Source organism: Streptomyces sp. NPDC051364 (assembly GCF_040682115.1).
GTDB lineage: Bacteria > Actinomycetota > Actinomycetes > Streptomycetales > Streptomycetaceae > Streptomyces.
The window spans coordinates 109,037-132,545 of the sequence record NZ_JBFBAH010000005.1; the positions used below are offsets into that span (position 1 = coordinate 109,037).

A 23,509-nucleotide genomic window follows, 5' to 3' on the forward strand; every position below is an offset into this window, starting at 1 on the left:
GCGGCGCAGGCGGCTGACCGGCACCGGGCGCCCCGGGCGGACCCGGAGGCGCAGGCTGACCCGTCACGGCCGGACCGGCCAGCATCGTCGCGGCATGATCCAGCCCACGCCCCAGCGAACCCGGAGCACCGGGCGGACCGGGGGGCGCAGGCGGCTGACCGGCACCGGGCGCCCCGGGCGGACCCGGAGGCGCAGGCTGACCCGTCACGGCCGGACCGGCCAGCATCGTCGCGGCATGGTCGAGCCCGCCGCCAGGCGCACCGGGAGCACCAGGCGCGCCGGGAGCACCCGGCGGACCGGGCGGCGTCACCGGCTGCGCGCCCGGCCGGGAGACCTGGGCCTTGCTCGTCGGCGCATCGGCGATGGACCCGGAATCCGGGCCCGCGTCGGCCCCGAGGCGCAGCGCCGGCGCGATCGCCGTCTTCGGGAGCTGGCTGCCCCCGGCCATCAGGGTGGTCTTCGCCTCCGAGGCCCCGCCGGACGGCGGCGCCATGTCCTCCAGGTCCGACCCCGACAGCGGCGGCGCGAACACCGTCGCGGGCAGCGGTACGGACACGTCGTCCGCACCCGGGTTCACATCGGTCCCGGCCCACGGCGTGGCCCCGACGGGCACCCCGTCGTTGGCCGTCGGCTCGTACGGCACCTCGCGGCGCAGCGGCACCGCCTCCACCGGTTCGGGCGCGGACGCCTGAACGGGTTCCGGCGCAGGCGCCGGAACCGGTGCGGCCGGAGCCGCAGACTCCGCAGCAGGGCCGGCGGCAGGGCCCGGCGCCGGCGGAATCCCCGCCCGGTCCGCCGCCTCCTGCAGCCACTCCGGCGGACTCAGCATGAACGAGGTCTGCTCCGAGTCGATCCGCGGCGAGGGCACCGACGCCTCCGCCACCGGCGCGGCCGCAGCCCCGTACTCCTCCTCGTACCGGCGGATCACCTCACCCACCGGCAGCCCGGGCCACAGCGTCACCTCACCGCTGTCCCGCGCGATGACCAGCCTCTGCCGGCCGCCACCGGACACCGGACCGGCCGCGCGGTCCTCCGCCCACACCACGAACCCGAGCCCGAACTCCCGTACGCGCACCTCCCGGTGCTGGTACGCGGGCACGTCCCCGTTGATCCACTCCTCGGCGCGCTCCTGCGCCTGCGCAAACGTCACCATCGCGCCGTCACCCCTCCACCGGTGCCGCACCCGGCCCGGCAACCGACCCGGACACGGGAACCGAGCGTGCGAATCCGCCGTCCACCATCAGACCGGCCACCGTCTCCAACTCCGGCGGGTTCCCCGCCAACCGCTCGAGGAAGGCATCGAAATCGGCACCGCACGGCAGCAACAACCGCTCCACGCGCTCCTGCACCGACCAGCCGTCCCGGTCGCGGGCGTCGTCGTACGGGGAGAACCACACCGAGCCGATCGCCTCGCCCTTCACCTTCACCGCGAGCAGACCCCCCTGGACGAAGGCCACGCACAGGTAGTCCTTCGTCAGGTGGTCCCGCAGACACTTGTTGACGTAGACGAGGTCGTTGACCGCCGCCTCCTCACGCACCGTGAAGAAGGGCTGGTCCACCAGCAGACCGAGCTCCACGTCGAGCCCCGCGCCCACCGGCGCACAGCCGCCCGCAGCCTTCAGGAATGCGCGGTACGCCTCCGGCAGCCGGTAGCCGAGGTCCTCTTCGACGCCCTGCACCGCCTCCTCGGACACCGACACCACCGACTTCGGCAGCCCCAGGTGCACCGGACGCACCTCCTGCAACGGCCGCGTCCCACGCTTCCCGTGGTCGACCGGTGCCGTCGCCAGCCCCGCATGATGCCGCAGCAGCGCCTTCACCTCGACCGGGACCAGCTCCATCCGCCGCGTCTTCGCCACGTGGTGCCAGGTCCAGCCGTGCGGGGTCGCCACCGGTCCGACGGTGTCCCACAGCGCATGGCCGGCCGCGCGCATCGCCGCGTTCGCGGACACGCAGTCCGTCAGCCGCAGCTCGTCCACGCCGAAGCCCTCTGGCGGCTCGGCGATCTCCACCGCCGCACGCGCATACGGGGAGAGGTCGGGATGTCCGTCCCCGTCCATCCGCACACCGTGGGGATGCCGAGCGGCCCGGACCGGGTCCGGGAAATGCACGACCTGCCCCGAGTAAGCGGCGTTGGGTGGCGCGGCCTGCTGCCCGAGCCGACCTGTCGTCATGGCGGTAGCCCCCTGCTGGATCTGGCTGGTTCACCACAGCCTATGTGCTCCGGCAAGAGCGTCACCCGCCCGCAACCCCCGCACCCGCGCGAGGGCCAGGAACATCCGAATTGATACGAATATTCGACCCCGCTTCCACACGACAGGTGACATTTGACAGGCTGTCCCCTCAGCACGGGGGCGTGCGCGACAGCGGCCACCACCGCCGCCACGGGAGGGAAGACGCGACCATGCAGAACACCGCCACACGCACAGACACGGCCGACGGCGCCTCAGGAACGGGCGGACAGGCCGCACAGGACGGACAGACGGCCGGACCCACGGACGGTCCGGCCGGCGACCCGCGCCTGCGCTGGAGCAGCAGCGACGGCCGGCCCGCCGCCCCCGTCCTGCGCTTCCGCCGCGACGGCATCCTCCCCACCGTCGCCGCAGCCCTCTCCGTACGCGGCGAAACCCTCACCGGCACCGCCGGCAAGGCCGACCAGCCACCCGCGCTCCACCCCCTCGTCCAGGACTTCCTCGACACCCTCACCAGCGGCCAGCGGGAACGCTTCACCGGCCGCTGTCCCGAGGCGATCCTGCTCTCCCGCCACCTCACCGCCACCGAAGGCGCCCGCAGCCGCCGCGCCTCCCGCAAACCCCTCACCGCGAACGAAGCCCGCCGCTCCCTCAAACACTCCAAGATCACCGCCCGCCACATCCGCGAAGACGGCGACCCGCTCCACGGCAGCTACGCACCCCCCTGCCGCTCCTGCGAAGCCCTCCTCGCCCACTTCGGCGTACGCGCCGTCGACCTCACCCCCGCGTCAGAGAAGGCCTGACCCCCGACACCATGACCACCTCCTCCGCCTCCTACGACCGCTCCTCGGCCACCCGCTTCCCCGCCGCCGTGGACACCGCCCTGCGCACCGCCGGCTGGGAGCCCGGCCGCTGGGACATCAAGCAGGCCGAGTTCTGGGCCGACGCCCTCCGGGACCACACCACCCCCGCCGGACACCGGCACACCGTCTTCCCGGCCGCCGTCGAGGCCTGGGCCGAATTCGGCGGGCTCACCGTCACTGCCCCCGGCACGGGCCGCCAGATAGCGCCCGTCCCCGTGCGCCTGGACCCCCTCACCGGACTCCACCTCGCACGCACCTTCGCCGACCTCGGCCGCGCCCTGTCCACCGAGCTCTGCCCCCTCGGCGTCGACGCCGACGCCGGCTCCCACCTCGCCATCGACCGCGAAGGCCGCGTCTACGGCATCGACCACACCGGCGACTGGTACCTCGGCGGCGCCGTGGACGAAGCCCTGACCCTCCTCCTGACCGGCCTGCAACCCACCCGCCTCACAACGGCCCACTGACCCCCGCCCCGCCCGGGGCCCGGCCACGGAACGGGCGGCCGCCCCGGGGGCGGGCCTACGCCTGCCTCGGGCCGCCCGGCAGGACCGCCGAGACCTTGAAACCGCCCTCGTCCGTCGGGCCGGACACGAACACCCCGCCCAGCCCGAGCACCCGCTCACGCATCCCGACCAGCCCGTTCCCGCCACTCGGCAGCCCCGGCTGCACCACGTCCGCCCCACACGGCCCGTTCTCCACCTGCATGGCCACCTCACCCTCCCGGTGAGCCAGCCGCACCACGACCCTCGCGCCCGGCGCATGCTTGTGGCAGTTGGTCAGCGCCTCCTGCACCACCCGGTACGCCGTCTGCTCCACCTCCGCCGGATACCCCGACCCCGCACCCCGGACATCCAGCTCCACGGCCATCCCGGCCGCCCGCGACTGCCCGACCAGCGCCTCCAGCTCACCCAGCGAGGGCCCGGGCCCGTCCTCGAAACTCCTCACCAGCGCAGCCACCGGCACCAGCGCAGGAGCCCGCTTCGGCGACTCGGCCGCCCGCAGCACCCCCAGCATCTCCCGCAGCTCCGTCAAGGCCTGGCGCCCCATGTCACCCACGAGCGCCGCGTTCTTCGCCGCCCGCGCCGGATCCTTGGCCGCCACCGCCTCCAGCGCCGCCGCATGCACCACCATCAGCGACACCCGGTGCGCCACCACGTCGTGCATCTCCCGCGCGATCCGCGTCCGCTCCTCCGTACGGGCCCACTCGGCCCGCTCCTCCGCCCGGTCCGCGAGCAGCGACAGCTCCCGCTCCAGCGAGTCCGCCCGCTCCTGCAGGCTCTCCATCAGCCGCCGCCGCGCCCCTATGTACAGGCCCAGCAGCACCGGCGGCACGGTCAGCGCCACCGCCACGAACACCGACAGCACGATGACGAGCGAACGCGAGGCCCCCTGGTCCCCGCTGGTCCGCATGTACATCACCACGAAGGTCGCGGCCAGCGATATCGAGGCCAGCGTCGCGGTGATCCGCCGCGGCACCTCGCAGGCGGCCAGCGTGTACAGCCCCACCACCCCGAGCAGGAACCCCATCGCGGCCGGCGACACGGCGATCCCCACCAGCACCACCGCGATCGGCCAGCGCCGGCGCAGCACGAGCGTGGACCCCACCAGGAGCCCGAACAGCACCCCGACCGCCACCGGCACCCCGGCCTCGCGCGCGAAGGGCACCCCCTCGACGGCGCACTCGACGGCGGACACCGCCGCCAGCCCCACATCGAGCACGGCCCCCCGCCGCCGCTCCCACCACAACGGTCCGTCGCGCCCGGCCCCGCCCTGCTCATCCCCCGTAATGGTCATGCCGTCCAGCGTACGCAGGGCCTCCGGCACGGATGCGAACGGAATTCCGGGAAACCCGAACGGCCATGGACGCGACCGCAGACCAACCGCAGGAACACCGGCGCCGACCATCACGGTCGCCTGTCCGTGCGCGTGCTGCAAGGCGCGGATCTTTACCGTCGCATCGAGGGGTGGTGGTGCGGCATAGTAGGTGCCGTCGACTCGACCACGAAGACGCAATGTCCGGTTTAGTTAGAAATAATCCCCTGTGGTGTAATTGGCAGCACTGAGGCTTTTGGTGCCTTATGTCCGGGTTCGAGTCCTGGCGGGGGAGCTTTTGTCAGTTCGGGTCCTGACCGGTCGGTCGGGACCCGGCCTCGTTCTCGGGGTGTAACGCCCCGGTATCCTTCACGGGTCCACCACCCGAAGCCGAAGGGCACACCCGTGAGCGCCAACCGCCCGGCAGCCGTCGTCGTACTCGCAGCGGGTGAAGGCACCCGCATGAAGTCGGCCACTCCCAAGGTTCTGCACGAGATCTGCGGGCGCTCGCTCGTGGGCCACGTCGTCGCCGCCTCGCGCGAGCTGGACCCCGCACACCTCGTGGTCGTCGTCGGCCACGCCCGCGAGCAGGTCACCGCGCACCTCGCCGAGATCGACGCCGGCGTCCGCACCGCCGTCCAGTACGAGCAGAACGGCACCGGGCACGCCGTCCGCATGGCCCTCGAGGAGCTCGGCGGCCAGCCGTCCGGCACCGTGGTCGTCGTCTGCGGCGACACGCCCCTGCTGACCGGCGAGACGCTCAAGCAGCTCACGCAGACGCACGAGGCCGACGGCAACGCCGTCACCGTGCTCACCGCCGAGGTCCCCGACTCCACCGGCTACGGCCGGATCATCCGCGGCGCGGACGGGGCCGTCACCGCCATCGTCGAGCACAAGGACGCCACCGACTCGCAGCGCGCGATCCGGGAGATCAACTCCGGGGTCTTCGCCTTCGACGGGGCCCTGCTCGCGGACGCCCTCGGCAAGGTGCGTACGGACAACAGCCAGGGCGAGGAGTACCTCACCGACGTCCTCGGCATCCTGCGCGAGGCGGGTCACCGTGTCGGCGCGGCGGTCGGCGCCGACCACCGCCAGATCCTGGGGATCAACAACCGCGTGCAGCTCGCCGAGGCCCGCGCGCTGCTGAACGCGCGCCTGCTGGAGCAGGCGATGCTCGCGGGCGTGACGGTGGTCGACCCGGCGAGCACGTTCGTGGACGTGACGGTGACGTTCGGGCAGGACGCGCTGATCCACCCGGGTACGCAGCTGCTCGGCGCGACGCACGTCGCCGAGGGGGCCGAGGTCGGTCCGAACACGCGGCTCAAGGACACGCAGGTGGGCCCGCGGGCGCGCGTGGACAACACGGTGGCGGACACGGCGGTGATCGGCGAGTCGGCGTCCGTCGGCCCGTACGCGTACCTGCGTCCCGGTACGAACCTGGGCGTGAAGGCGAAGGCCGGTACCTACGTCGAGATGAAGAACGCGACGATCGGTGAGGGCACGAAGGTGCCGCACCTGTCGTACGTGGGTGACGCGACGATCGGCGAGTACACGAACATCGGCGCGGCGAGCGTGTTCGTGAACTACGACGGTGAGCACAAGCACCACACCACGGTCGGCTCACATTGCAAGACGGGCTCGGACAACATGTTTGTGGCGCCCGTCACCATCGGGGATGGCGCGTACACGGCTGCCGGATCGGTGATCACGAAGGATGTGCCGCCGGGTGCGCTGGCGGTGGCCCGTGGCCAGCAGCGGAATATCGAGGGCTGGGTGGCTCGCAAGCGTCCGGGCAGCGCTGCGGCGACGGCGGCCCAGTCGGCGGTCCAGGAGGACTCCGACCCCCGTTGAGGCCTCGTTGAGGTGAACTGACCGGAAACAGGTACGCCCTGGACGGCGTACCGTGATAGGTGCACGCAATTCGGCTGGCTCACCGTGTGCGGGACGGACGCACACGGGGGCGAGCAGCTTTCAACACGTCTGAGGAGACTGTGCTGTGACCGGGATCAAGACGACCGGCGAGAAGAAGCTGATGCTCTTCTCCGGCCGCGCCCACCCCGAGCTGGCCGAGGAGGTTGCGCATCAGCTGGGCGTTGCCCTCGTGCCGACCAAGGCTTTCGACTTCGCGAACGGTGAGATCTACGTCCGCTTCCAGGAGTCGGCTCGTGGCGCGGACTGCTTCCTGATCCAGAGCCACACGGCTCCGATCAACAAGTGGATCATGGAGCAGCTGATCATGATCGACGCGCTGAAGCGCGCGTCGGCTCGCTCCATCACCGTGATCATCCCGTCCTACGGGTACGCCCGCCAGGACAAGAAGCACAAGGGCCGCGAGCCGATCTCGGCCCGCCTGGTCGCCGATCTGCTGAAGACCGCGGGTGCGGACCGCATCCTGACGGTCGACCTGCACACGGACCAGATCCAGGGCTTCTTCGACGGCCCGGTGGACCACCTTTCGGCGCTGCCGGTCCTCGCGGACTACGTGGGCGCGAAGGTGGACCGCAGCAAGCTGACGATCGTCTCCCCGGACGCCGGCCGCGTGCGCGTCGCCGACCGCTGGTGCGACCGCCTGGACGCTCCGCTGGCGATCGTGCACAAGCGCCGTGACAAGGACGTCGCGAACCAGGTGACGGTCCACGAGGTCGTCGGTGAGGTCCGGGGCCGCGTCTGTGTCCTGGTCGACGACATGATCGACACGGGTGGCACGATCTGCGCCGCTGCCGATGCGCTGTTCGCGCACGGTGCGGAGGACGTGATCGTGACGGCCACGCACGGCATCCTGTCGGGGCCGGCTGCGGACCGTCTGAAGAACTCGAAGGTCAGCGAGTTCATCTTCACGAACACCCTGCCGGACCCGTCCGACCTGGAGCTCGACAAGATCACCGTCCTGTCGATCGCTCCGATGGTCGCGCGTGCGGTGCGCGAGGTCTTCGAGGACGGTTCGGTCACGAGCCTGTTCGAAGAGCAGCAGTAACCACCGGTCAAAAGATCCTTTTGGGTGCGGCCTCCGCGCCGGGTAGACTCTACGAGTTGCTCGGCGAGGGAGGCCGCACCTTTTGGTGTCGGCGCTCCGTTATCGACGCGCTCTTCGTAGCAGGCCGTTCAGGCCGGGTGACTGTTGTCCATTTCCGTCACCCCACGAGGAGTGAGCATGTCCGAGGTCAAGCTTTCCGCCGAGCTCCGCACCACCTTCGGCAAGGGCTCTGCCCGCCAGGCCCGTCGCGACGCCCTGGTTCCCGGTGTCATCTACGGCCACGGCAACGAGCCGAAGCACGTCAACGTCGAGGGCCACGGCCTGGCGCTGGCGCTCCGCACCCCGAACGTCCTGATCTCCCTGGACATCGCGGGTGACGGCACCGAGCTGGTCATCCCGAAGGCCGTTCAGAAGCACCCCCTGAAGCGCTCGATCTCCCACGTCGACTACCTGATCGTCAAGAAGGGCGAGAAGGTCACCGTCGAGGTCGCCGTCGTCACCGAGGGCGAGCTGGCCGCCGGCAACAACATGCTGGAGACCCTCCTCAACACGATCACGGTCGAGGCCGAGGCCACCCACATCCCGACCGAGGTCACCGTCTCCATCGCGGGCCTCGAGGCCGGTGCCTCCATCCACGCCAAGGACCTGGTCCTGCCGGCCGGCACCACGCTGGCCGTCGACGGCGACACCGCCGTTCTGCAGGTCGTCGCCCCGCAGGCCGAGGAGCCGACCGCCGAGGCCGCCACCGAGGGCGCCGAGGCCTGAGCCTCGCCCTTCCCCCTCAGCACTTGCTGATCGACCGCCGTCCGGCTCCACTGGGAGCAGGACGGCGGTCGTCCTCGTTAAGGAGCATGGATGTCGGACGACACGGCGCCGTGGCTGATCGTCGGCCTCGGTAATCCCGGGGCGGAGTACGCGGGCAACCGCCACAACATCGGGTTCATGGTGGTGGACCTGCTGGCCGAGCGGATGCGCGGGAAGTTCAAGGCGCACAAGGCGCGGGCGCAGGTGGTGGAGGGCCGGATGGGTCCCCCGGGTCCGGCGAACCGCCGGGTGGTGCTGGCGAAGCCCATGTCGTTCATGAATCTGTCGGGCGGCCCGGTGACGGCGCTGCGCGATTTCTACAAGGTGCCGGTGGACCGGATCGTGGCGGTCCACGACGAGCTGGACATCGACTACCCGACGCTGCGGCTGAAACTGGGCGGCGGGGACAACGGGCACAACGGCCTGAAGTCGATGACGAAGTCGATGGGGCCGGAGTACCACCGGGTGCGCTGCGGCATCGGGCGCCCGCCCGGCCGTATGCAGGTCGCGGACTTCGTGCTGAAGGACTTCTCGTCGACGGAGCGCAAGGAGCTGGACTGGTTCGTGGACCGGGCCGCGGACTCCGTCGAGTGCCTGATCCAGGAAGGCCTGGAGCGCGCCCAGTCCACGTACAACTCCTGACGGCTATAGCTCGTCGATTTGCGTCAGGTCGATTGCGATGTCGTAAGGCTGCGCGACCTTGAGCTCTCGGTGGTAGATGCCCTGACACACGTACGCCCTGGTGTGCGGGTCGAGGTCGTAGACATAGACGACCGGGTGGTCGTCCTCGCCCTCCATCTTCACCAACCAGAAGTGCGGGATACCGGCTGCTGCATACTTCTGCGGCTTGCTCTCCGTGTCCCGCGCTTCGGAGTCGGGGGACACGACTTCAACGGCCAGCAGGACGTCGGCCGCCTGGTAGCGGGTCTGCCTGCGCCCGGTCACGGCTTCGGCATGCACGACAAGGATGTCCGGCTCCGGGGCGTTGCGTTTGTCAATCACCACGGTCATTTCCCGCTTGACCCGGAGCGTCTTGGGCACCGTGTCCATCAGACCGTTCGTCAGCAGATGAAGTACATCTGTGTGGAAATTACGCTGCGGACTCACGAAGACCAGGCTCCCGTCGATCAGCTCGGTGTGTGGCGGGAGGTCCGGCAACGTGAAGAGGTCGTCCACGGTGTACCCGTCCGCCGGAGGACGGGGCCAGGTGTGCTCGGCGGTCATGGCTGCTCCCATGGACGACAGTCTTGGTCCTGGGAACCCACGGTAGCGCCCGGTATCCGCCTCCGTCATCGCAAAGGGTGACGGACACGGATACCGGGGCGCGGCGTCAGCCGGTGTTGCGCAGGCCTGCCGCCACGCCGTTGACCGTGAGGAGCAGGGCCCGGGCGAGCAGCGGGTCCGGGTCTTCGCCGCGGGCGGCGGCGGCGCGCTGGCGGGCCAGCAGGGAGACCTGGAGGTAGGAGATCGGGTCCAGGTAGGCGTCGCGGACGGCGAAGGTCTGCTGGAGCACCGGGTTGGAGTCGAGCAGCTTCTGGCCGCCGGTGATGCGCAGGACCTCGCGGACGGTGAGCTCGTGCTCGGCTTCGATGCGGGCGAAGACGTGCTTGAGGTCGTCGGGGACGAGGGTGTCGACGTAGTGGCGGGCGATCCGCAGGTCCGTCTTGGCCAGCGTCATCTCGACGTTGGAGAGGAAGTTGCGGAAGAAGTGCCAGCGCTCGCCCATCTCGGCGAGGGCGCGTTCGCCGCCTGCTTCGCGCAGGGCCTTGAGGCCGGAGCCGACGCCGTACCAGCCGGGGACGATCTGGCGGGACTGGGTCCAGCCGAAGACCCAGGGGATGGCGCGCAGGCCGTCGAGGCCGGCGCCGGAGTCGGGGCGGCGTGAGGGCCGGGAGCCGAGGTGGAGGTCGGCGAGCTGGTCGACGGGGGTGGCGGCGAAGAAGTACGACGGCAGGTCCGGGTCCTCGACGAGCTCGCGGTACGCGGTGTGTGCGGCGTCGGAGACGGTGTCCATGGCCGCGTCCCAGCGGGCGAGGGCGTCCTCGGACTGGCGGGGGGCGGTGTGCAGGGCGGAGGCCTGCAGGGTCGCCGCGACGGTCAGTTCGAGGTTCTCGCGGGCCAGGGACGGTACGAGGTACTTGTCGGAGATGACCTCGCCCTGCTCGGTGACCTTGATCTCGCCTTCGAGGGTGCCCCAGGGCTGCGCGAGGATCGCGTCGTGGGAGGGGCCGCCACCGCGGCCGACGGTGCCGCCGCGGCCGTGGAAGAGGCGCAGGCGCACCCCGTAGCGGTGGGCGACGTCGCGCAGGCGGCGCTGGGCACGGTGGATCTCCCACTGGCTGGTGGTGATGCCGCCGAACTTGCTGGAGTCGGAGTAGCCGAGCATGACCTCCTGGACGTCGCCGCGCAGGGAGACGAGACGCCGGTAGGAGGGGTCGGCGAGCATGGCGTCGAGGATGACGTCGGCGGCCTTGAGCTCGTCGGTGGTCTCCAGGAGCGGGACGATGCCGATCTTGGCCCAGCCGGCGTGGAGGTCGACGAGGCCCGCTTCGCGGGCCAGCACCGCGGCGGCGAAGACGTCGTCGGCGCCTTGGCACATCGAGATGATGTAGGACTCGATGACTTCGGGGCCGAACTTCTCGAAGGCGTCCTTGATGGCGGAGAAGACGCCGAGGGTCTTCTGGCCGGCGGCGTCGAGCGGCGCCGGGGTGGGCGCCAGCGGGCGGCGGGAGCGCAGCTCCTTGGCGAGGAGCTTCTGCCGGTAGTCGCGCGGCATGTCGGCGTAGCGCCACGACTCCTCGCCGAGGCGGTCGAAGAGCTGGCCGAGGGCGTGGTGGTGGGCGTCGGCGTGTTCGCGGACGTCCATGGTGGCGAGCTGGAGGCCGAAGGCGGCCAGCGTGCGGATGGTGCGGTCCATGCGGCCGTCGGCGAAGAGCGCGCCGCGGTGTTCGCGCAGGGAGGTCTGGATGAGGGTGAGGTCGGTGAGGAGCTCGGCGGTGCCGAGGTAGTCGCGGCCTTCCTCGTGGGCGGTGCCCTTGGCGAGGCGCTCGCGGGTGTTGACGAGCTTCTGGCGGATGCAGGTGGCCTTGAGGCGGTACGGCTCCTCGGCGTTCAGCCGCTTGTAGCGCGGGCTGATCTCGGGGAGGCGTTCGAGGTCGGCCTGGAGGGAGGAGAGGAGCTCCTCGGTGGCGCCGGTGTAGCGGATGGAGTTCGACAGCAGTCCGCGCAGGAAGTCGACGAGTTCGAGGGCGTCGGTGATGCCGTGCTCGTGCTGGAGGATCAGTACGTCGCGGGTGACGTCGGGGGTGACGTTGGGGTTGCCGTCGCGGTCACCGCCGATCCAGGTGCCGAACGTGAGGGGGCGGGTGCCTGCGGGCAGCTCGACGCCGACGCGCTGGAGTTCCGCGGCGAGGTCCTCGAGTACGTCCCCTACGGCGCCGGCGTGCAGCTCGTCGAGGTAGTAGATGGCGTTGCGGGCCTCGTCGGCGGGTTCGGGGCGCACGACGCGGAGCTCGTCGGTCTGCCAGACGAGGTCGATGTTCTCGGCGAGCCGCAGGTCGTGGCGGCGGCGCTCGCCGGCGCCGGAGACGGGCTCTTCGAGGAGGGCGGCGATGCGGCGCAGCTTGTTGAGGACGCTGCGGCGGGCTGCCTCGGTGGGGTGTGCGGTGAAAACGGGTCGGACGTTGAGGTTCCGGACCGTCTCGCGCAGGTGCTCGGGGTCGGCGTCCTTGAGCATGTCGGCGGTGCGGGCGAGGAGCCCGCCTTCGGCGGCTCGGTGGGCGCGCAGTTCCTTGCCGCGGTGTACCTGTTCGGTGACGTTGGCCAGGTGGAAGTAGGTGGAGAAGGCCCGTACGAGCTTGGCGGCGGTCTCCAGATCGGTGTCGCCGAGCAGTGCGGCGGCGGCTTCGCCGTCGGTGCGCGTCAGGGCGCGCACTTGTTCGACGAGGTCGAGGAGGTCTTGGCCTTCCTGGCGGACGAGGGTCTCGCCGAGGAGGTCGCCGAGGCGGCGGATGTCCGCCCGCAGCTCTGCGTTGGCGGCGACGGCGGTGGCCTGGGCCTTGGCCGGGGTGGAGGAGGCCTGGTCAGCACTGCTCACAGGTGCGGCTCCTTGCAGTGTTCGAGCGCTACTGGGAGGTGGGCGCCGGGGTGCGCGGGGGTGTGCGTCCCGGAATTCCTCCCCCAGCCACGGCTGGGAGGGGCCCCGGGGGTGTCCCCCACCTGATGCGCAGCTCGGCTGCCCGTGCGGACCGCGCTGTCCGACGACACCAGGATAGGTGTCATCGGCTCGCGCCCCGCTAAACGTCTCACCAGGCGGCGCGCGGGGCGGGGCGGGCGCCGTTTCGAGCGCCCCGGGCCCGGCCGTGCTCCCCTTGCCCCGGGCTGTGGCTTTGCCATACTTACGATGCCGTAGGTTACGCGTCCGTAGCCGGGGCAGCCGCCCAGGGCGCCTGCCGATTCCTCACCCCCCAGGGGACCCTCATGACCACCAGTCCCGAGCTGATCGAGGACGCCTCGGCGGCCTCCGATTCCGATTCCCCCGCGCCCTCCGCGACCCTCGGAGGCGAGAGCAAACGGTCCGTCGAGCAGATCGCGCTGCTGCTGTTCATCGTCGTTCCCTTCCTGGCGCTGCTGGCGGCGATTCCGCTGGTCTGGGGCTGGGGGGTGAGCTGGCTGGATCTCGGCCTGATGGTGTTCATGTACTTCCTGGCCTGCCACGGGATCACCATCGGCTTCCACCGGTACTTCACGCACGGTTCCTTCAAGGCGAAGCGGCCGCTGCGGATCGTGCTGGCCGTGATGGGTTCGATGGCGGTGGAGGGGCCGCTGGTGCGCTGGGTGGCCGACCACCGCAAGCACCACAAGTTCTCCGACCACGAGGGCGACCCGCATTCGCCGTGGCGGTTCGGGGAGACCGTCCCGGCGCTGATGAAGGGGCTGTGGTGGGCGCACATCGGGTGGCTCTTCGACGAGGAGCAGACCAACCAGCAGAAGTACGCCCCGGACCTGGTCAAGGACCCGGCGATCCGGCGGATCTCGCGTGACTTCGTCCTGTGGACGATCGTCTCGCTGGCGATCCCGCCGCTGGTCGGCGGCCTGGTGACGATGTCGTGGTGGGGTGCGTTCACAGCGTTCTTCTGGGGCTCCCTGGTGCGCGTGGCGCTGCTGCACCACGTGACGTGGTCGATCAATTCGATCTGCCACGCGGTGGGCAAGCGCCCGTTCAAGTCGCGGGACCGCTCCGGCAACGTGTGGTGGCTGGCGGTGCTCTCGTGCGGGGAGTCCTGGCACAACCTGCACCACGCGGACCAGACGTCGGCCCGGCACGGCGTACTGCGCGGCCAGGTCGACTCCAGTGCCCGGCTGATCCGCTGGTTCGAGCTGGCGGGCTGGGCGACGGACGTGCGCTGGCCGTCCAAGGACCGCATCGATGCCCGGCGCAGGGAAAACGCGTCGAACGCGGCATGATGGGGGACGTGGCGATCGACGGCAGCAGTTCCAGCAGCGACAAGCCCCGGCGCGGCCGCCGGGTCCGGATGACGGGCGCCGAACGGCGTCAGCAACTGCTGGACATCGGCCGCGCCTTGTTCGCCGAGAAGGGCTTCGAAGGCACGTCGGTGGAGGAGATCGCGGCGAAGGCCGGGGTGTCCAAGCCGGTGGTGTACGAGCACTTCGGGGGCAAGGAGGGCCTGTACGCGGTCGTCGTGGACCGGGAGATGCGCCAGCTGCTGGACGGGGTGACGGGCGCGCTGACGGCCGGGCATCCGCGGGAGCTGCTGGAGCAGGCCGCGTTCGCGCTGCTGGACTACATCGAGTCGTACACGGACGGCTTCCGGATCCTCGTCCGGGACTCCCCGGTCGCCCAGTCGACGGGTACGTTCGCCTCGCTGATCAGCGACATCGCCACGCAGGTCGAGGACATCCTGGGGCTGGAGTTCAAGGCGCGCGGGTTCGACCCGAAGCTGGCCCCGCTGTACGCGCAGGCGCTGGTCGGGATGGTCGCGCTGACCGGGCAGTGGTGGCTGGACGTGCGCCGGCCGAAGAAAGCGGAGGTCGCGGCGCACCTGGTCAACCTGGCCTGGCACGGGCTGGACGGCCTGGAGTCGAAGCCGCGGCTGGTGGGCCACCGCAAGAGCTGAGCCCAGGGCGGCGGTGTGCACGACGCGACGGCGCCCCGTCACCGGAGATCCGGTGACGGGGCGCCGTCGCGTTGCACAGCACTGTCGGGCAGTCAGGCGGTCAGGCGGTCAGGCGGTCAGGCAAGGGGTTCCAGGCTGTGCTCTTCCAAGAACTCGATCCGGTTGCCGACGGGGTCCTCCGAGTAGAAGCGGCGGTACCCCGGCAGGTTGTCGTCCCAGACGACCTCGGCGCCGCGCTGCGCCAGTCTGTCCGCGTACGCCTCGATCCCGGTCACCCGCAGCCCCGGGTGCGCCTTGCGGGCGGGCCGGAAGTCCTCCTCGACGCCCAGGTGCAGCTGCACCGGCCCGGCGGCGAACCAGCAGCCGCCGCGGGCGGCGAGGACGGGCGGTTTGGGCACCTCGGTCATGCCGAGGACGTGCGTGTAGTACGCGCGGAGCCGGTCCTCCGAGCCGGGCGGCGCGGCGAGTTGGACGTGGTCGACTGCGGTCAGCACGGTCAGAGCTCCTTGCGGGCGACGGCGAAGATGCGGCGGAACGGGAAGACCGTGCCGCGCGGGCCGGGCGGGTAGGCCTCGCGCAGCAGGTCGCGGTACTCGGCGAGGAAGGCGTCCACGGCGTCCCGGTCCTCCCCGAGGGCGGTCAGGACGGGCCGCAGGGCGGTTCCCTTGACCCAGTCGAGCACCGGGTCGGGGCCGGCCAGCAGCTGGTGGTACGTCGTCTCCCAGGTGTCGACGGCGCAGCCCAGCTCGGTGAACCGGGCCAGGTACTCGGCGGGTTCGAGGAGGTGGATGTAGCGGGCGCCGTGTCCGGCGAGCCGGCCCCGCCAGCGCGGGGTGTCGCAGAGCTCGGCGAGCAGGGCGTGGCTGGGGGCGGTGAAGTTGCCGGGGATCTGGAAGGCGAAGGTGCCGCCGGGGCGCAGCCCGTTGATCCAGGCGGCGAAGGAGCCGGGGTGGCTCGGGACCCACTGGAGGGCGGCGTTGGAGACGATCAGGTCGTACGGCTCCTCGGGGAGCCAGCTCGCGAGGTCTCCGTGGTGGAAGTCGAGGCTGCCGCCGCCGGTGGTCTTGCCCGCGTACTCGGCGGTGGCGCGCCGGAGCATTTCGGGGGAGAGGTCGAAGCCGGTGATGTGGGCCTCGGGCCAGCGTTCGGCGAGCAGCGCGGTGACGTTGCCGGGGCCGCAGCCGAGGTCGGCGATCCGTGCGGGACGGGTGGGGAGTTCGGGTATCCGGTTCAGGAGGTCGAGGAAGGGACGGGTTCGGTGTCCGGCGTGCCGGAGGTACTGCTGGGGGTCCCAGGTGGGCGCGGCGTGGGTGGTGGCTGTGGGGATCCTTGCCGACGCGATATCGGAATGCATGTTCGAGCCTCCCTACTGGCGGGGCGGGCGGAAGCGGAAGCTGTTCCGGCCCCCTCCATGCCCATCGTCGCCCAAAATATATCTTGACGTCAAGACTCACGACCTCAAGATATCCATGGCCGAGATCCTCGATTTGAAGAGACTTCACGTCGACAGACCCCGTACACTGATCGGCATGGAGGACGAGGTCGACCGATTGGTTGCGGCATGGCGGCGGGAGCGCCCTGACCTCGACGTGGAACCGCTCGAAGTGCTGAGCCGCGTCAGCAGGCTCGCCCGTCACCTCGACCGCGCCCGCAGGCTGGCCTTCTCCGAGCACGGCCTGGAGCCTTGGGAGTTCGACGTCCTGACGTCGCTGCGCCGAGCCGGCGCGCCCTACCAGCTCTCCCCCGGCCAGCTGCTGACGCAGACGCTGGTCACTTCCGGCACCATGACCAACCGCATCGACCGGCTCGCGAAGAAGGGCCTCGTCGAACGGCTGCCCGACCCCAACGACCGGCGGGGGGTGCTGGTCCGCCTCACGCCGGAGGGCCGCGACCGCGCCGACCAGGCCCTGGCCGGCCTGCTGGCCCAGGAGCGGGCGATCCTCGCCCAGCTCTCCCAGGCCCAGCGCGGCGACCTCGCGGCGCTGCTACGCCAGTTGACCGCTCCGTTCGACAACATCCCCGGCTAGGTCGGCCGGCCGCACCCCGGCCCGCCGGGCCAGTGCCACCGCCGCGAGCGTGGAGTGCACCCCGAGCTTGCCCAGCACGTTCTGCATGTGCGTGCGGACGGTGTGCGGGGACAGGAACAGCCGCGCCGCCACATCCTTGCGGCCCAGCCCCGCCACCATGCAGCGCAGCACCTCGTGCTCCCGCGGCGTGAGGGACTCGACGAGCCGCTCGCTGTCCGTACGGTGCTTGCGCGCAGCGGTCAGTTCGCGGAGTACTCCGGTGAGCAGCGCGGGCGGGAGGTGGGTCTCCTCGCGCAGGACCCCGCGGATGACGGCCAGCAGCCGCGAGAGCGAGCAGTCCTTCGCCACCCAGCCGGAAGCCCCTGCCTGCAGGGCGAGCGCGGCCCGGCGCGGGTCGTCGCGCTCGGCGAGCACGACGGTGCGGACCCCGGGGTGGGACACCCGTACCCCGGCGACCAGCGCGATCCCGTCCGCGCCGGGCGGTGGCCCGGAGCCCGGGTCGCGCTGGGCGGGCACGGCCCCGGCGGCGGCGCCGAGGTCGGCGTCGACCAGCAGGACGTCGAAGCGGCGGCCCTCGGCCACCGCCCGTTCGAGGCAGCGCAGCGCGGCGGGGCCGCTGCCGGCCGCGGACACGTCCACGTCGGGCTCGGCCGCGAGCGCGGCTGCGAGCGATTCGGCGAAGATGCGGTGATCGTCGACCACGAGAACCCGGATGCGAACCACAAAACCCCCAAGGGTCGGGGAACGGACGACTGCGGGTACGGCGCCCGGACCGGGTGATCCGCAGCTGCCGCGGCCGCCGCCGAGACATCTCTGCACTACCCCGGACCGGACGCCGTACCCGGCGTATCTCGACCCCTGAATGAACACCGGCCCCCACCGGTGTCACGCATCAGCGTAGAACGGGGCGCGGCTCGCGGTTGGCCGAATAGCGGAAGTTTTCCGAGCGATTTTCCGGCTGGGCTGTGACGAACGCGGTGCCGGGTGACTTGAATTAGACGGTACGGAAGGTCTGGAAGGCGGTTTCCGACCGGCGCGTGCCACGGGCAGTTGCACGGAGGGCATTTCACCCGGCGTGTGCACGCCGGGCGCCCGCGCACCGCGCCCGCCCACGGCGCCGACCCGCTCGCACGCGCTCCCTGCGCACGCCGCCGCACGCGACGCGCCCCCCGCACCGTCGGGTGCGGGGGGCGCGGTGAGCGGGTGCGGCAAGGAGTCAGGAACGGTGCTTGCGCGTGAAGTTCCAGGCGTCCGTGATGATGCCGGTGAGGTCCGAGCGGGCCGGGGTCCAGCCGAGCTTCTCGTGGGCGGCGCGCGCGGAGGCGACGAGCACCGCCGGGTCGCCGGCCCGGCGCGGGGCGACGACCTCGGGGATCTCGGCGCCCGTGACCTTGCGGACCGTCTCGACGACCTCGCGGACCGAGAAGCCGTTGCCGTTGCCGAGGTTGCAGATCAGGTGCTCGCCCTCGGTGGCGGCCTCGAGGGCGGCCAGGTGGGCCTCCGCCAGGTCGGCCACGTGGATGTAGTCGCGGACGCAGGTGCCGTCCGGGGTCGGGTAGTCCTCGCCGAACACCGAGATCGACTCGCGCTCGCCCAGGGCGACCTGGAGCACCAGCGGGATCAGGTGGGTCTCGGGGTCGTGGCGCTCGCCGAACTCCCCGTACGCGCCCGCCACGTTGAAGTAGCGCAGCGAGACCGCCGCGACGCCGTGCGCCGCGCACTCCCCCGCGATCATGTGGTCGACGGCCAGCTTCGAGGCGCCGTACGGGTTGGTGGGCTTGGTGACCGATTCCTCGGTGAGCAGGCCCTCGGTGGGCTCGCCGTAGGTGGCGGCGGTGGAGGAGAACACCAGCTTGCGCACCCCGGCCCCGCGCATCGCGGCGAGCAGGGCGAGCGTGCCGCCGACGTTGTTCTCCCAGTACTTGCCCGGATTGACGACGGACTCGCCGACCTGCGAGGACGCCGCGAAGTGCAGCACCGCGTCGTAGGAGGCGTCCAGGTAGCGGTCGGCGTCCTGGATCCGGCCCTCGATGAAGGCCGCGCCCGCCGGGACGCCCTCGCGGAAGCCGGTGGAGAGGTCGTCGAGGACCGTGACCTCGTGCCCGGCCTCCAGAAGGTGCGCCGCGACGACACTGCCGACGTATCCGGCGCCGCCGGTGACCATGTACTTAGATGACGCCGTCTTGCTCACTCGCCTACTGCCTCTCGCAGGGGGATGCACGCGGGGTGCGTGCACATGCCGGTCACTGGCTTACCGGATTACGGGCCTGCGGGGAAATCGGCGGCCACCGGCACCGGCCCCGCCCGGTCCAGCAGACCGGTCCGGGCGGCCAGCGCTGCCGCCTCCAGCCGGGAGCCGACGCCCAGTTTCATCAGCACCCGCTGGACATGCGTACGGGCGGTGCTCGGTGCGATCTCCATGCCCGCGGCGATGAGCCGGGTGTCCTCGCCCTCGGCGACCCGGACCAGCACCTCCACCTCGCGCGGGGTCAGCAGCCGCAGCAGCCGGCTGCCCTCGTCGTCGGGCTGGGCGGCGGGGTTGAGCAGCTCCGCGAAGGCCCCCTGGAGCAGCTGCGGGGAGATCGCGACCTCCCCGGCCCGCGCCTTGGCCAGCGCCCGCTCCACGCCTTCGATCCGCTCGTCGTGGCGTACGTACCCCGAGGCGCCCGCGGCGAAGGCGGCAGCGATCCCGCGCGGGCTCGGCACCGGGCCGAGGACGACGACGGCGATCTGCGGCCGCTCCCGCTTGATGCGGACGACCGGCTCGAACACCCCGGGCTCGGCGGGCGTGGCGGTGCCCAGCAGGCAGACCTCCGGCGCCCGGCTGATGACCAGTTCGGCGGCGCCCGCGGCCGGGGCGGCCGCGGCCAGCACCCGGTGCCCGCGCAGCTTGAGAGCCGAGGCCAGCGCCTCGGCCAGCAGCCGGTGCTCGTCGAGCACCATGACCCGTACGCCCATCGCGCACCCACCCCCGACCCTTCTGCCCCGGCAAGCTACACGCTTGTTCGACGGTGCGCGGCGGTTACCGCGCAGAAGCCCCCGGAAGGCGGACCTTCCGGGGGCTCGAGCCGTCTGCGGGGACCGGCCGGGATCGGCCGGGGATCAGCTGGCGCTGAAGGAGACGAACAGGTACTCGGGGTCGCCCTTGTCGGAGTACGGCTTCCTGGCCGTGGTCCGGGAGATGAAGAGCTTGCCGTTGTGGTAGCGGTATTCGGAGTAGTCGGGCGAGAAGCCGGTCTCGGCGGTCCGGCTGACCTTCTCGGCCGGGTTCTCCATGAGGACGGTCTCCTTCATCGTCGTACCGTCGATGCTGACGATCTGGCCGCCCTTGTCGTACGGGGGCTCCTTGTACGCGATGACGTTCGACCCGTCCATGCGGAGCGGGAACATGGTGTACCGCTCACCCGCGTCGGCGCGGTCGGTGGTCTGCTTGCCGGTCTCCAGGTCGAAGGAGAGCAGCTCGTTGGTACGGCCGGCCGACGCCTGGCCCTGGTGCTCGTTCGAGGGCAGGTAGAGCTTGCCGTTGCCGACCACGAATCCGGAGCACTTCTCGATCTCGGTGCCGCCGCACTTGCCGCCGAAGGTGCCGGAGGCGAGCGAGATGCGCGCCTTCAGCTCGCCCTTGGGGTCGACGACGAAGAGGTCGCTGACGCTGGAGGCGTTCTTGGCGGTATTGCCGACGTCGGCGGCGACGATGAGGGGCTTCGTGGAGACGATGGAGGCCCACTCGATGCCCGGGGAGAGCTTGTACGAGGCCGTCTGCGCGCCGGTGGCCGGATCCAGGGTCTGGGCGTACAGGGTGATGGCGTCACCGCGGCCGCACTTGCGGATCACGCCGAGGGCCTCGCCGCCGGCGTAACCGCTGTCGTAGCAGCCCTCGCCGTCGGTCTTGGGCGTCCACAGCGACTTGCCGTCGGCGAGGTTCCAGGCGGCGCCGCCGCTGGTGCCGCCCGCGGCGACGGTCTGGCCGGTGAGCGTGACCTCGTAGTAGGAGGCCGGCTTGTCACCGGTGGTGGCGCCCTTGGCGTTGCCGGACCAGAGGAGCTTGCCGGCGTTCAGGTCGATGACGCCGACCTCGGTGCACGCCGGGTACTTGGCCTCGGGCGTGGGCTGCGCCGGCCGGAAGAGGATCGCCGTCTTGTTGTCGCTGACGTGCTTGGTCGCTCCGCAGATCTCGCCGGGGAGCGGGATCTCCCACTTCTTGGCGCCGTCGACGGTGTTGTAGCCGACGACCTTCGACACGTCGGACTTGACGTAGGTGGAGTCGGTGAGCCAGGAGCCCGCGACGCTGACGACGTCTTCCGGGGTCGGGCTCGGCTGGTTGAACAGCGGCTTCGACTTGACGTTGGCGGGCACCTTCTCCGAACCGGGGGTGCCGGCCGCGGGCTTGCCGCTGGGGCTGCCGTCCGCGGTGGGCTGCTTGTCGTCGCCGCCGCCGTCGCCGGAGACGTACCAGAAGCCGCCCGCGATGATCAGGACGATGGCCAGCAGGGCCGCGCCGACGATCATCAGCTGGGTGCGCTTGTCGCCGCCGCCGCGCGGGCCGCCCGGGGCCGGCGGCTGGGCCGCCTGCATCGGGGCCGTGGGCGCGCCGAACTGCGGCGGGGCGCCGGCACCGGGGGCCGGCTGCGGCTGCGGGTAGCCGTATCCCGGCTGCGGCTGCGGGTAGCCGTACGCCGGCTGCCCCTGCGGGGGCCCGGCCGGCGCGGCCGGCACGGTCGGCGGTACGGGCGGCACCGGCGGCGGCGCGCCGAAGCCTCCGGACGGCGGGGCCTGCGGCGCTCCGAACCCCTGGGGCGGGGGATCCTGCGGCGCTCCGAAGCCGCCGGCGGGCGGCTGGTTGGGGGGCGGCGGGGTACTCATCGCTTGCTACTGCCTCTCGGTGGGCGGCTCGGTGGACTCGTTCACTTGCCGAAGACCATCAGGAGCTTCTCGTCCGTGCCCTTGGCGAGAAGGCGGGTTTGGGAGATGAAGAGCCGGCCGTCCACGTAGTCGACCTTCGACATGTAGAAGCCGTTCTCGATGGGGGCGGAGGGTCCCGACGGGTTGCGCAGCAGTACGGTGGGCGTGCCGCCGGCGGCCGGGATCGAGACGACCTCGCCGCCCTGGTCGGAGGTGGCCTTGCGGTAGGCGAGCAGCTGACCGTTCGCGGCCCCGATCGGGGTGATGGTGCGGCCGTCGCCGGCGGGGGTGCGCCACTTGACCTTGCCGGTGCCCAGGTCGAAGGCGACGATCTCGTTGGCCTTGCCGGACTCCGCGACGGTCGGCATGTAGAGGGTGTTCGCGTCCACTGCGGTGGTGGAGCAGACCGCGACGGAGACGAAGAGGCCGTTGTCGCACTCGGTGGCGAAACCACCCTCGCCGTTGACGGTGGCACGCTGCTTCCCGTCGGGTCCGATGACCACGATGGCGCGTTCCTTCTTGTCCTGGTTGCCGATGTCGAGGACGACGGGGTCCAGCGAGTAGACGGCGGCGACCTTGTACTTCGCGGGCAGCTTGAAGGTCCAGCTCTTCTTGCCCGTGACCGGGTCGGCGCCCGACACCTCGTTGGAGAGCTCCTCGTCGTAACAGGCGGAGAGGGCGATCATCTTGCCGTTGTCCACGGTGTACGAGCCGGGCTTGCAGCCCTCGGCGGTGGCGCTGCCGAAGAGCTTGTCGCCGGTGCTGACCTTGAAGGCGCTGGCGGTGCCGCTGCGGCTGACGGCGACGGTGTCGCCGGTGATGCCCAGGCTGGGGAAGGTCATGATGTCGAAGAGGCCCTCCGAGGGGACCTCCTTCGTCCAGCCTTCCTTGCCCGCCTTGAGGTCGACCTGCTTCATCTGGTTGCAGGTGGCGTTGTCTCCGTCGCCGTCCTTGAACATGACGACGGTCTTGCTCTCGGCGGTGGTCTGCCGGGTGACGGAGCAGATGGGAGTGGGGAACGCGAGCGTCCACTTCTCCTTGCCGTCGGTGACCCCGTAGGCGGTGAGGTTCTTCCAGACGCTCTTGACGACGGTGTCGCCGACGATCCACTGGCCGGTGGACTCCACACCCATGCCGGGGCCGTCGATCTTGGCGGTCCTGAGCCAGAGGGCCTTGTCCTCGCCCTGCTTGCGGCCGGCGTTGAGGTCCTCGCCCGCCGTGGACCCGTTGCCGCTGCCGTCGCCCTTGTCCACATCGCCGGAGGGCTTGGCGTCGGCCGGGGCGGAGCTCTGCGCGACGGGCTTCTTCGGGTCCTCGTCGCTGCCGCCGGCGAAGGCGAGGTAGCCGCCGGTACCGAGGACGAGTACGCCGGCGACGGCTGCGGCGATGACCACGGCCGTCTTCTTCTTGGGCGGCATGCCCCCGGCCTGCTGCATCGCGGCGGTCGGCGCGCCGGGCGGCGGCGGGAGGTAGCCCTGCTGCGGCATCGGCGGCGCGGGCTGCACCGGGTGCATCGGCTGCGTCGGGGGCTGCTGGGCGTACGGGTTCTCGCTCTGCTGCGGGTAGCCGTAACCGGGCTGCGGCGGGCCGGGCAGGTGGCCGTAACCGGAAGGTGTGGGCGGCTGGTTCGGCGGCTTGGGCGGCTCGGTCATCAGCGCATACCTTCGGCGTCGGGTGGCGTAGGGGGATCACCTTTCTATCACTGACAGCGCTCATACAACGGGCCGGTCCACCCCTGTTCCCAAGGGAGGACCGGCCCGTGACAACGCCGTTATCAGGCCAGTTGACGCCGACGGGT

20 protein-coding genes, 1 tRNA gene and 1 pseudogene are annotated in these 23,509 nt (G+C 71.3%); 10 read left to right on the forward strand and 12 right to left on the reverse strand.

The window, feature by feature from the left end; all coding sequences use genetic code 11:
• Together AB0M76_RS12530 and AB0M76_RS12535 are read right to left on the reverse strand one after the other, a co-directional pair.
• Positions 1-1,153, reverse strand: a pseudogene (locus tag AB0M76_RS12530) (hypothetical protein); the annotation flags it as partial.
• Positions 1,154-1,160: 7 nt separating this feature from the next.
• Positions 1,161-2,174, reverse strand: a complete 1,014-nt coding sequence (locus AB0M76_RS12535) for an SMI1/KNR4 family protein (protein WP_266994966.1) — start codon at positions 2,172-2,174, stop codon at positions 1,161-1,163.
• Positions 2,175-2,404: 230 nt separating this feature from the next.
• Between AB0M76_RS12535 and AB0M76_RS12540 the strand changes: the two genes are divergently transcribed.
• On the forward strand, positions 2,405-2,995 hold the full coding sequence (locus tag AB0M76_RS12540; RefSeq protein WP_365952860.1) for a YwqJ-related putative deaminase: 591 nt from the start codon (positions 2,405-2,407) through the stop codon (positions 2,993-2,995).
• Positions 2,996-3,006: 11 nt separating this feature from the next.
• Positions 3,007-3,519 (forward strand): SUKH-3 domain-containing protein, encoded by a 513-nt coding sequence (locus AB0M76_RS12545; RefSeq protein WP_266666359.1) that lies wholly within the window; start codon positions 3,007-3,009, stop codon positions 3,517-3,519.
• A gap of 55 nt (positions 3,520-3,574) precedes the next feature.
• On the opposite strand, the gene AB0M76_RS12550 is transcribed toward AB0M76_RS12545, so the two are convergent.
• The gene (locus AB0M76_RS12550; RefSeq protein ID WP_365952861.1) at positions 3,575-4,849 is read right to left on the reverse strand and encodes a histidine kinase; all 1,275 of its coding nucleotides are present in this window, start codon (positions 4,847-4,849) and stop codon (positions 3,575-3,577) included.
• Between the two features lie 241 nt (positions 4,850-5,090).
• On the opposite strand from AB0M76_RS12550, the gene AB0M76_RS12555 reads away from it, so the two are divergent.
• From AB0M76_RS12555 to pth, 5 genes are all read left to right on the forward strand, one after another.
• Positions 5,091-5,162: transfer RNA gene (locus AB0M76_RS12555), tRNA-Gln, on the forward strand.
• Between the two features lie 110 nt (positions 5,163-5,272).
• Positions 5,273-6,718: a bifunctional UDP-N-acetylglucosamine diphosphorylase/glucosamine-1-phosphate N-acetyltransferase GlmU gene (gene glmU / locus AB0M76_RS12560; RefSeq protein ID WP_365952862.1), complete on the forward strand. Its 1,446-nt coding sequence runs from the start codon at positions 5,273-5,275 to the stop codon at positions 6,716-6,718.
• Between the two features lie 145 nt (positions 6,719-6,863).
• The gene (locus tag AB0M76_RS12565; protein ID WP_030156542.1) at positions 6,864-7,841 is read left to right on the forward strand and encodes a ribose-phosphate diphosphokinase; all 978 of its coding nucleotides are present in this window, start codon (positions 6,864-6,866) and stop codon (positions 7,839-7,841) included.
• A gap of 177 nt (positions 7,842-8,018) precedes the next feature.
• Positions 8,019-8,606 carry a 50S ribosomal protein L25/general stress protein Ctc gene (locus tag AB0M76_RS12570; RefSeq protein WP_365952863.1) on the forward strand — a complete coding sequence of 196 codons (588 nt, stop codon included), beginning with the start codon at positions 8,019-8,021 and terminating at the stop codon, positions 8,604-8,606.
• 90 nt (positions 8,607-8,696) lie between these two features.
• Positions 8,697-9,287 (forward strand): aminoacyl-tRNA hydrolase, encoded by a 591-nt coding sequence (gene pth, locus AB0M76_RS12575; RefSeq protein WP_365952864.1) that lies wholly within the window; start codon positions 8,697-8,699, stop codon positions 9,285-9,287.
• 3 nt (positions 9,288-9,290) lie between these two features.
• On the opposite strand, the gene AB0M76_RS12580 is transcribed toward pth, so the two are convergent.
• Positions 9,291-9,869 (reverse strand): Uma2 family endonuclease, encoded by a 579-nt coding sequence (locus tag AB0M76_RS12580; protein ID WP_365952865.1) that lies wholly within the window; start codon positions 9,867-9,869, stop codon positions 9,291-9,293.
• Between the two features lie 106 nt (positions 9,870-9,975).
• Positions 9,976-12,669 carry a phosphoenolpyruvate carboxylase gene (gene ppc, locus AB0M76_RS12585; RefSeq protein WP_365953181.1) on the reverse strand — a complete coding sequence of 898 codons (2,694 nt, stop codon included), beginning with the start codon at positions 12,667-12,669 and terminating at the stop codon, positions 9,976-9,978.
• A 455-nt stretch (positions 12,670-13,124) separates the two neighbouring features.
• Between ppc and AB0M76_RS12590 the strand changes: the two genes are divergently transcribed.
• Complete coding sequence (locus AB0M76_RS12590) at positions 13,125-14,111, forward strand: fatty acid desaturase (RefSeq protein ID WP_365952866.1); 987 nt, start codon at positions 13,125-13,127, stop codon at positions 14,109-14,111.
• Positions 14,108-14,782 carry a TetR/AcrR family transcriptional regulator gene (locus AB0M76_RS12595; RefSeq protein ID WP_030297040.1) on the forward strand — a complete coding sequence of 225 codons (675 nt, stop codon included), beginning with the start codon at positions 14,108-14,110 and terminating at the stop codon, positions 14,780-14,782. Before AB0M76_RS12590 ends, AB0M76_RS12595 begins: the two co-directional genes overlap by 4 nt.
• A 116-nt stretch (positions 14,783-14,898) precedes the next feature.
• Here AB0M76_RS12595 and AB0M76_RS12600 read toward each other — a convergent pair whose 3' ends face one another.
• Both AB0M76_RS12600 and AB0M76_RS12605 read right to left on the reverse strand, forming a co-directional pair.
• A complete protein-coding gene (locus tag AB0M76_RS12600) occupies positions 14,899-15,276 on the reverse strand; it encodes a VOC family protein (RefSeq protein WP_365952867.1) in 378 nt (125 codons plus the stop codon).
• A gap of 2 nt (positions 15,277-15,278) precedes the next feature.
• Positions 15,279-16,136: a trans-aconitate 2-methyltransferase gene (locus tag AB0M76_RS12605; protein WP_365952868.1), complete on the reverse strand. Its 858-nt coding sequence runs from the start codon at positions 16,134-16,136 to the stop codon at positions 15,279-15,281.
• 175 nt (positions 16,137-16,311) lie between these two features.
• On the opposite strand from AB0M76_RS12605, the gene AB0M76_RS12610 reads away from it, so the two are divergent.
• Entirely contained in the window at positions 16,312-16,809 is a 498-nt protein-coding gene (locus AB0M76_RS12610) for a MarR family transcriptional regulator (protein ID WP_030297045.1), read from the forward strand.
• Here the strand turns inward: AB0M76_RS12610 and AB0M76_RS12615 are convergent.
• From AB0M76_RS12615 to AB0M76_RS12635, 5 genes are all read right to left on the reverse strand, one after another.
• Positions 16,768-17,532, reverse strand: coding sequence for a response regulator transcription factor (locus AB0M76_RS12615; RefSeq protein WP_266994981.1), 765 nt, complete (start codon positions 17,530-17,532; stop codon positions 16,768-16,770). The two genes, AB0M76_RS12610 and AB0M76_RS12615, sit on opposite strands and share 42 nt — an antisense overlap.
• 493 nt (positions 17,533-18,025) lie before the next feature.
• Positions 18,026-18,973, reverse strand: a complete 948-nt coding sequence (galE, locus tag AB0M76_RS12620; protein WP_328621274.1) for a UDP-glucose 4-epimerase GalE — start codon at positions 18,971-18,973, stop codon at positions 18,026-18,028.
• Positions 18,974-19,068: 95 nt separating this feature from the next.
• A complete protein-coding gene (locus tag AB0M76_RS12625; RefSeq protein ID WP_365952869.1) occupies positions 19,069-19,767 on the reverse strand; it encodes a response regulator transcription factor in 699 nt (232 codons plus the stop codon).
• 144 nt (positions 19,768-19,911) lie between these two features.
• Positions 19,912-21,672, reverse strand: coding sequence for a PQQ-binding-like beta-propeller repeat protein (locus AB0M76_RS12630; protein WP_365952870.1), 1,761 nt, complete (start codon positions 21,670-21,672; stop codon positions 19,912-19,914).
• A 41-nt stretch (positions 21,673-21,713) separates the two neighbouring features.
• Positions 21,714-23,363 (reverse strand): PQQ-binding-like beta-propeller repeat protein, encoded by a 1,650-nt coding sequence (locus AB0M76_RS12635; protein ID WP_365952871.1) that lies wholly within the window; start codon positions 23,361-23,363, stop codon positions 21,714-21,716.
• Positions 23,364-23,509 lie beyond the last annotated feature (146 nt).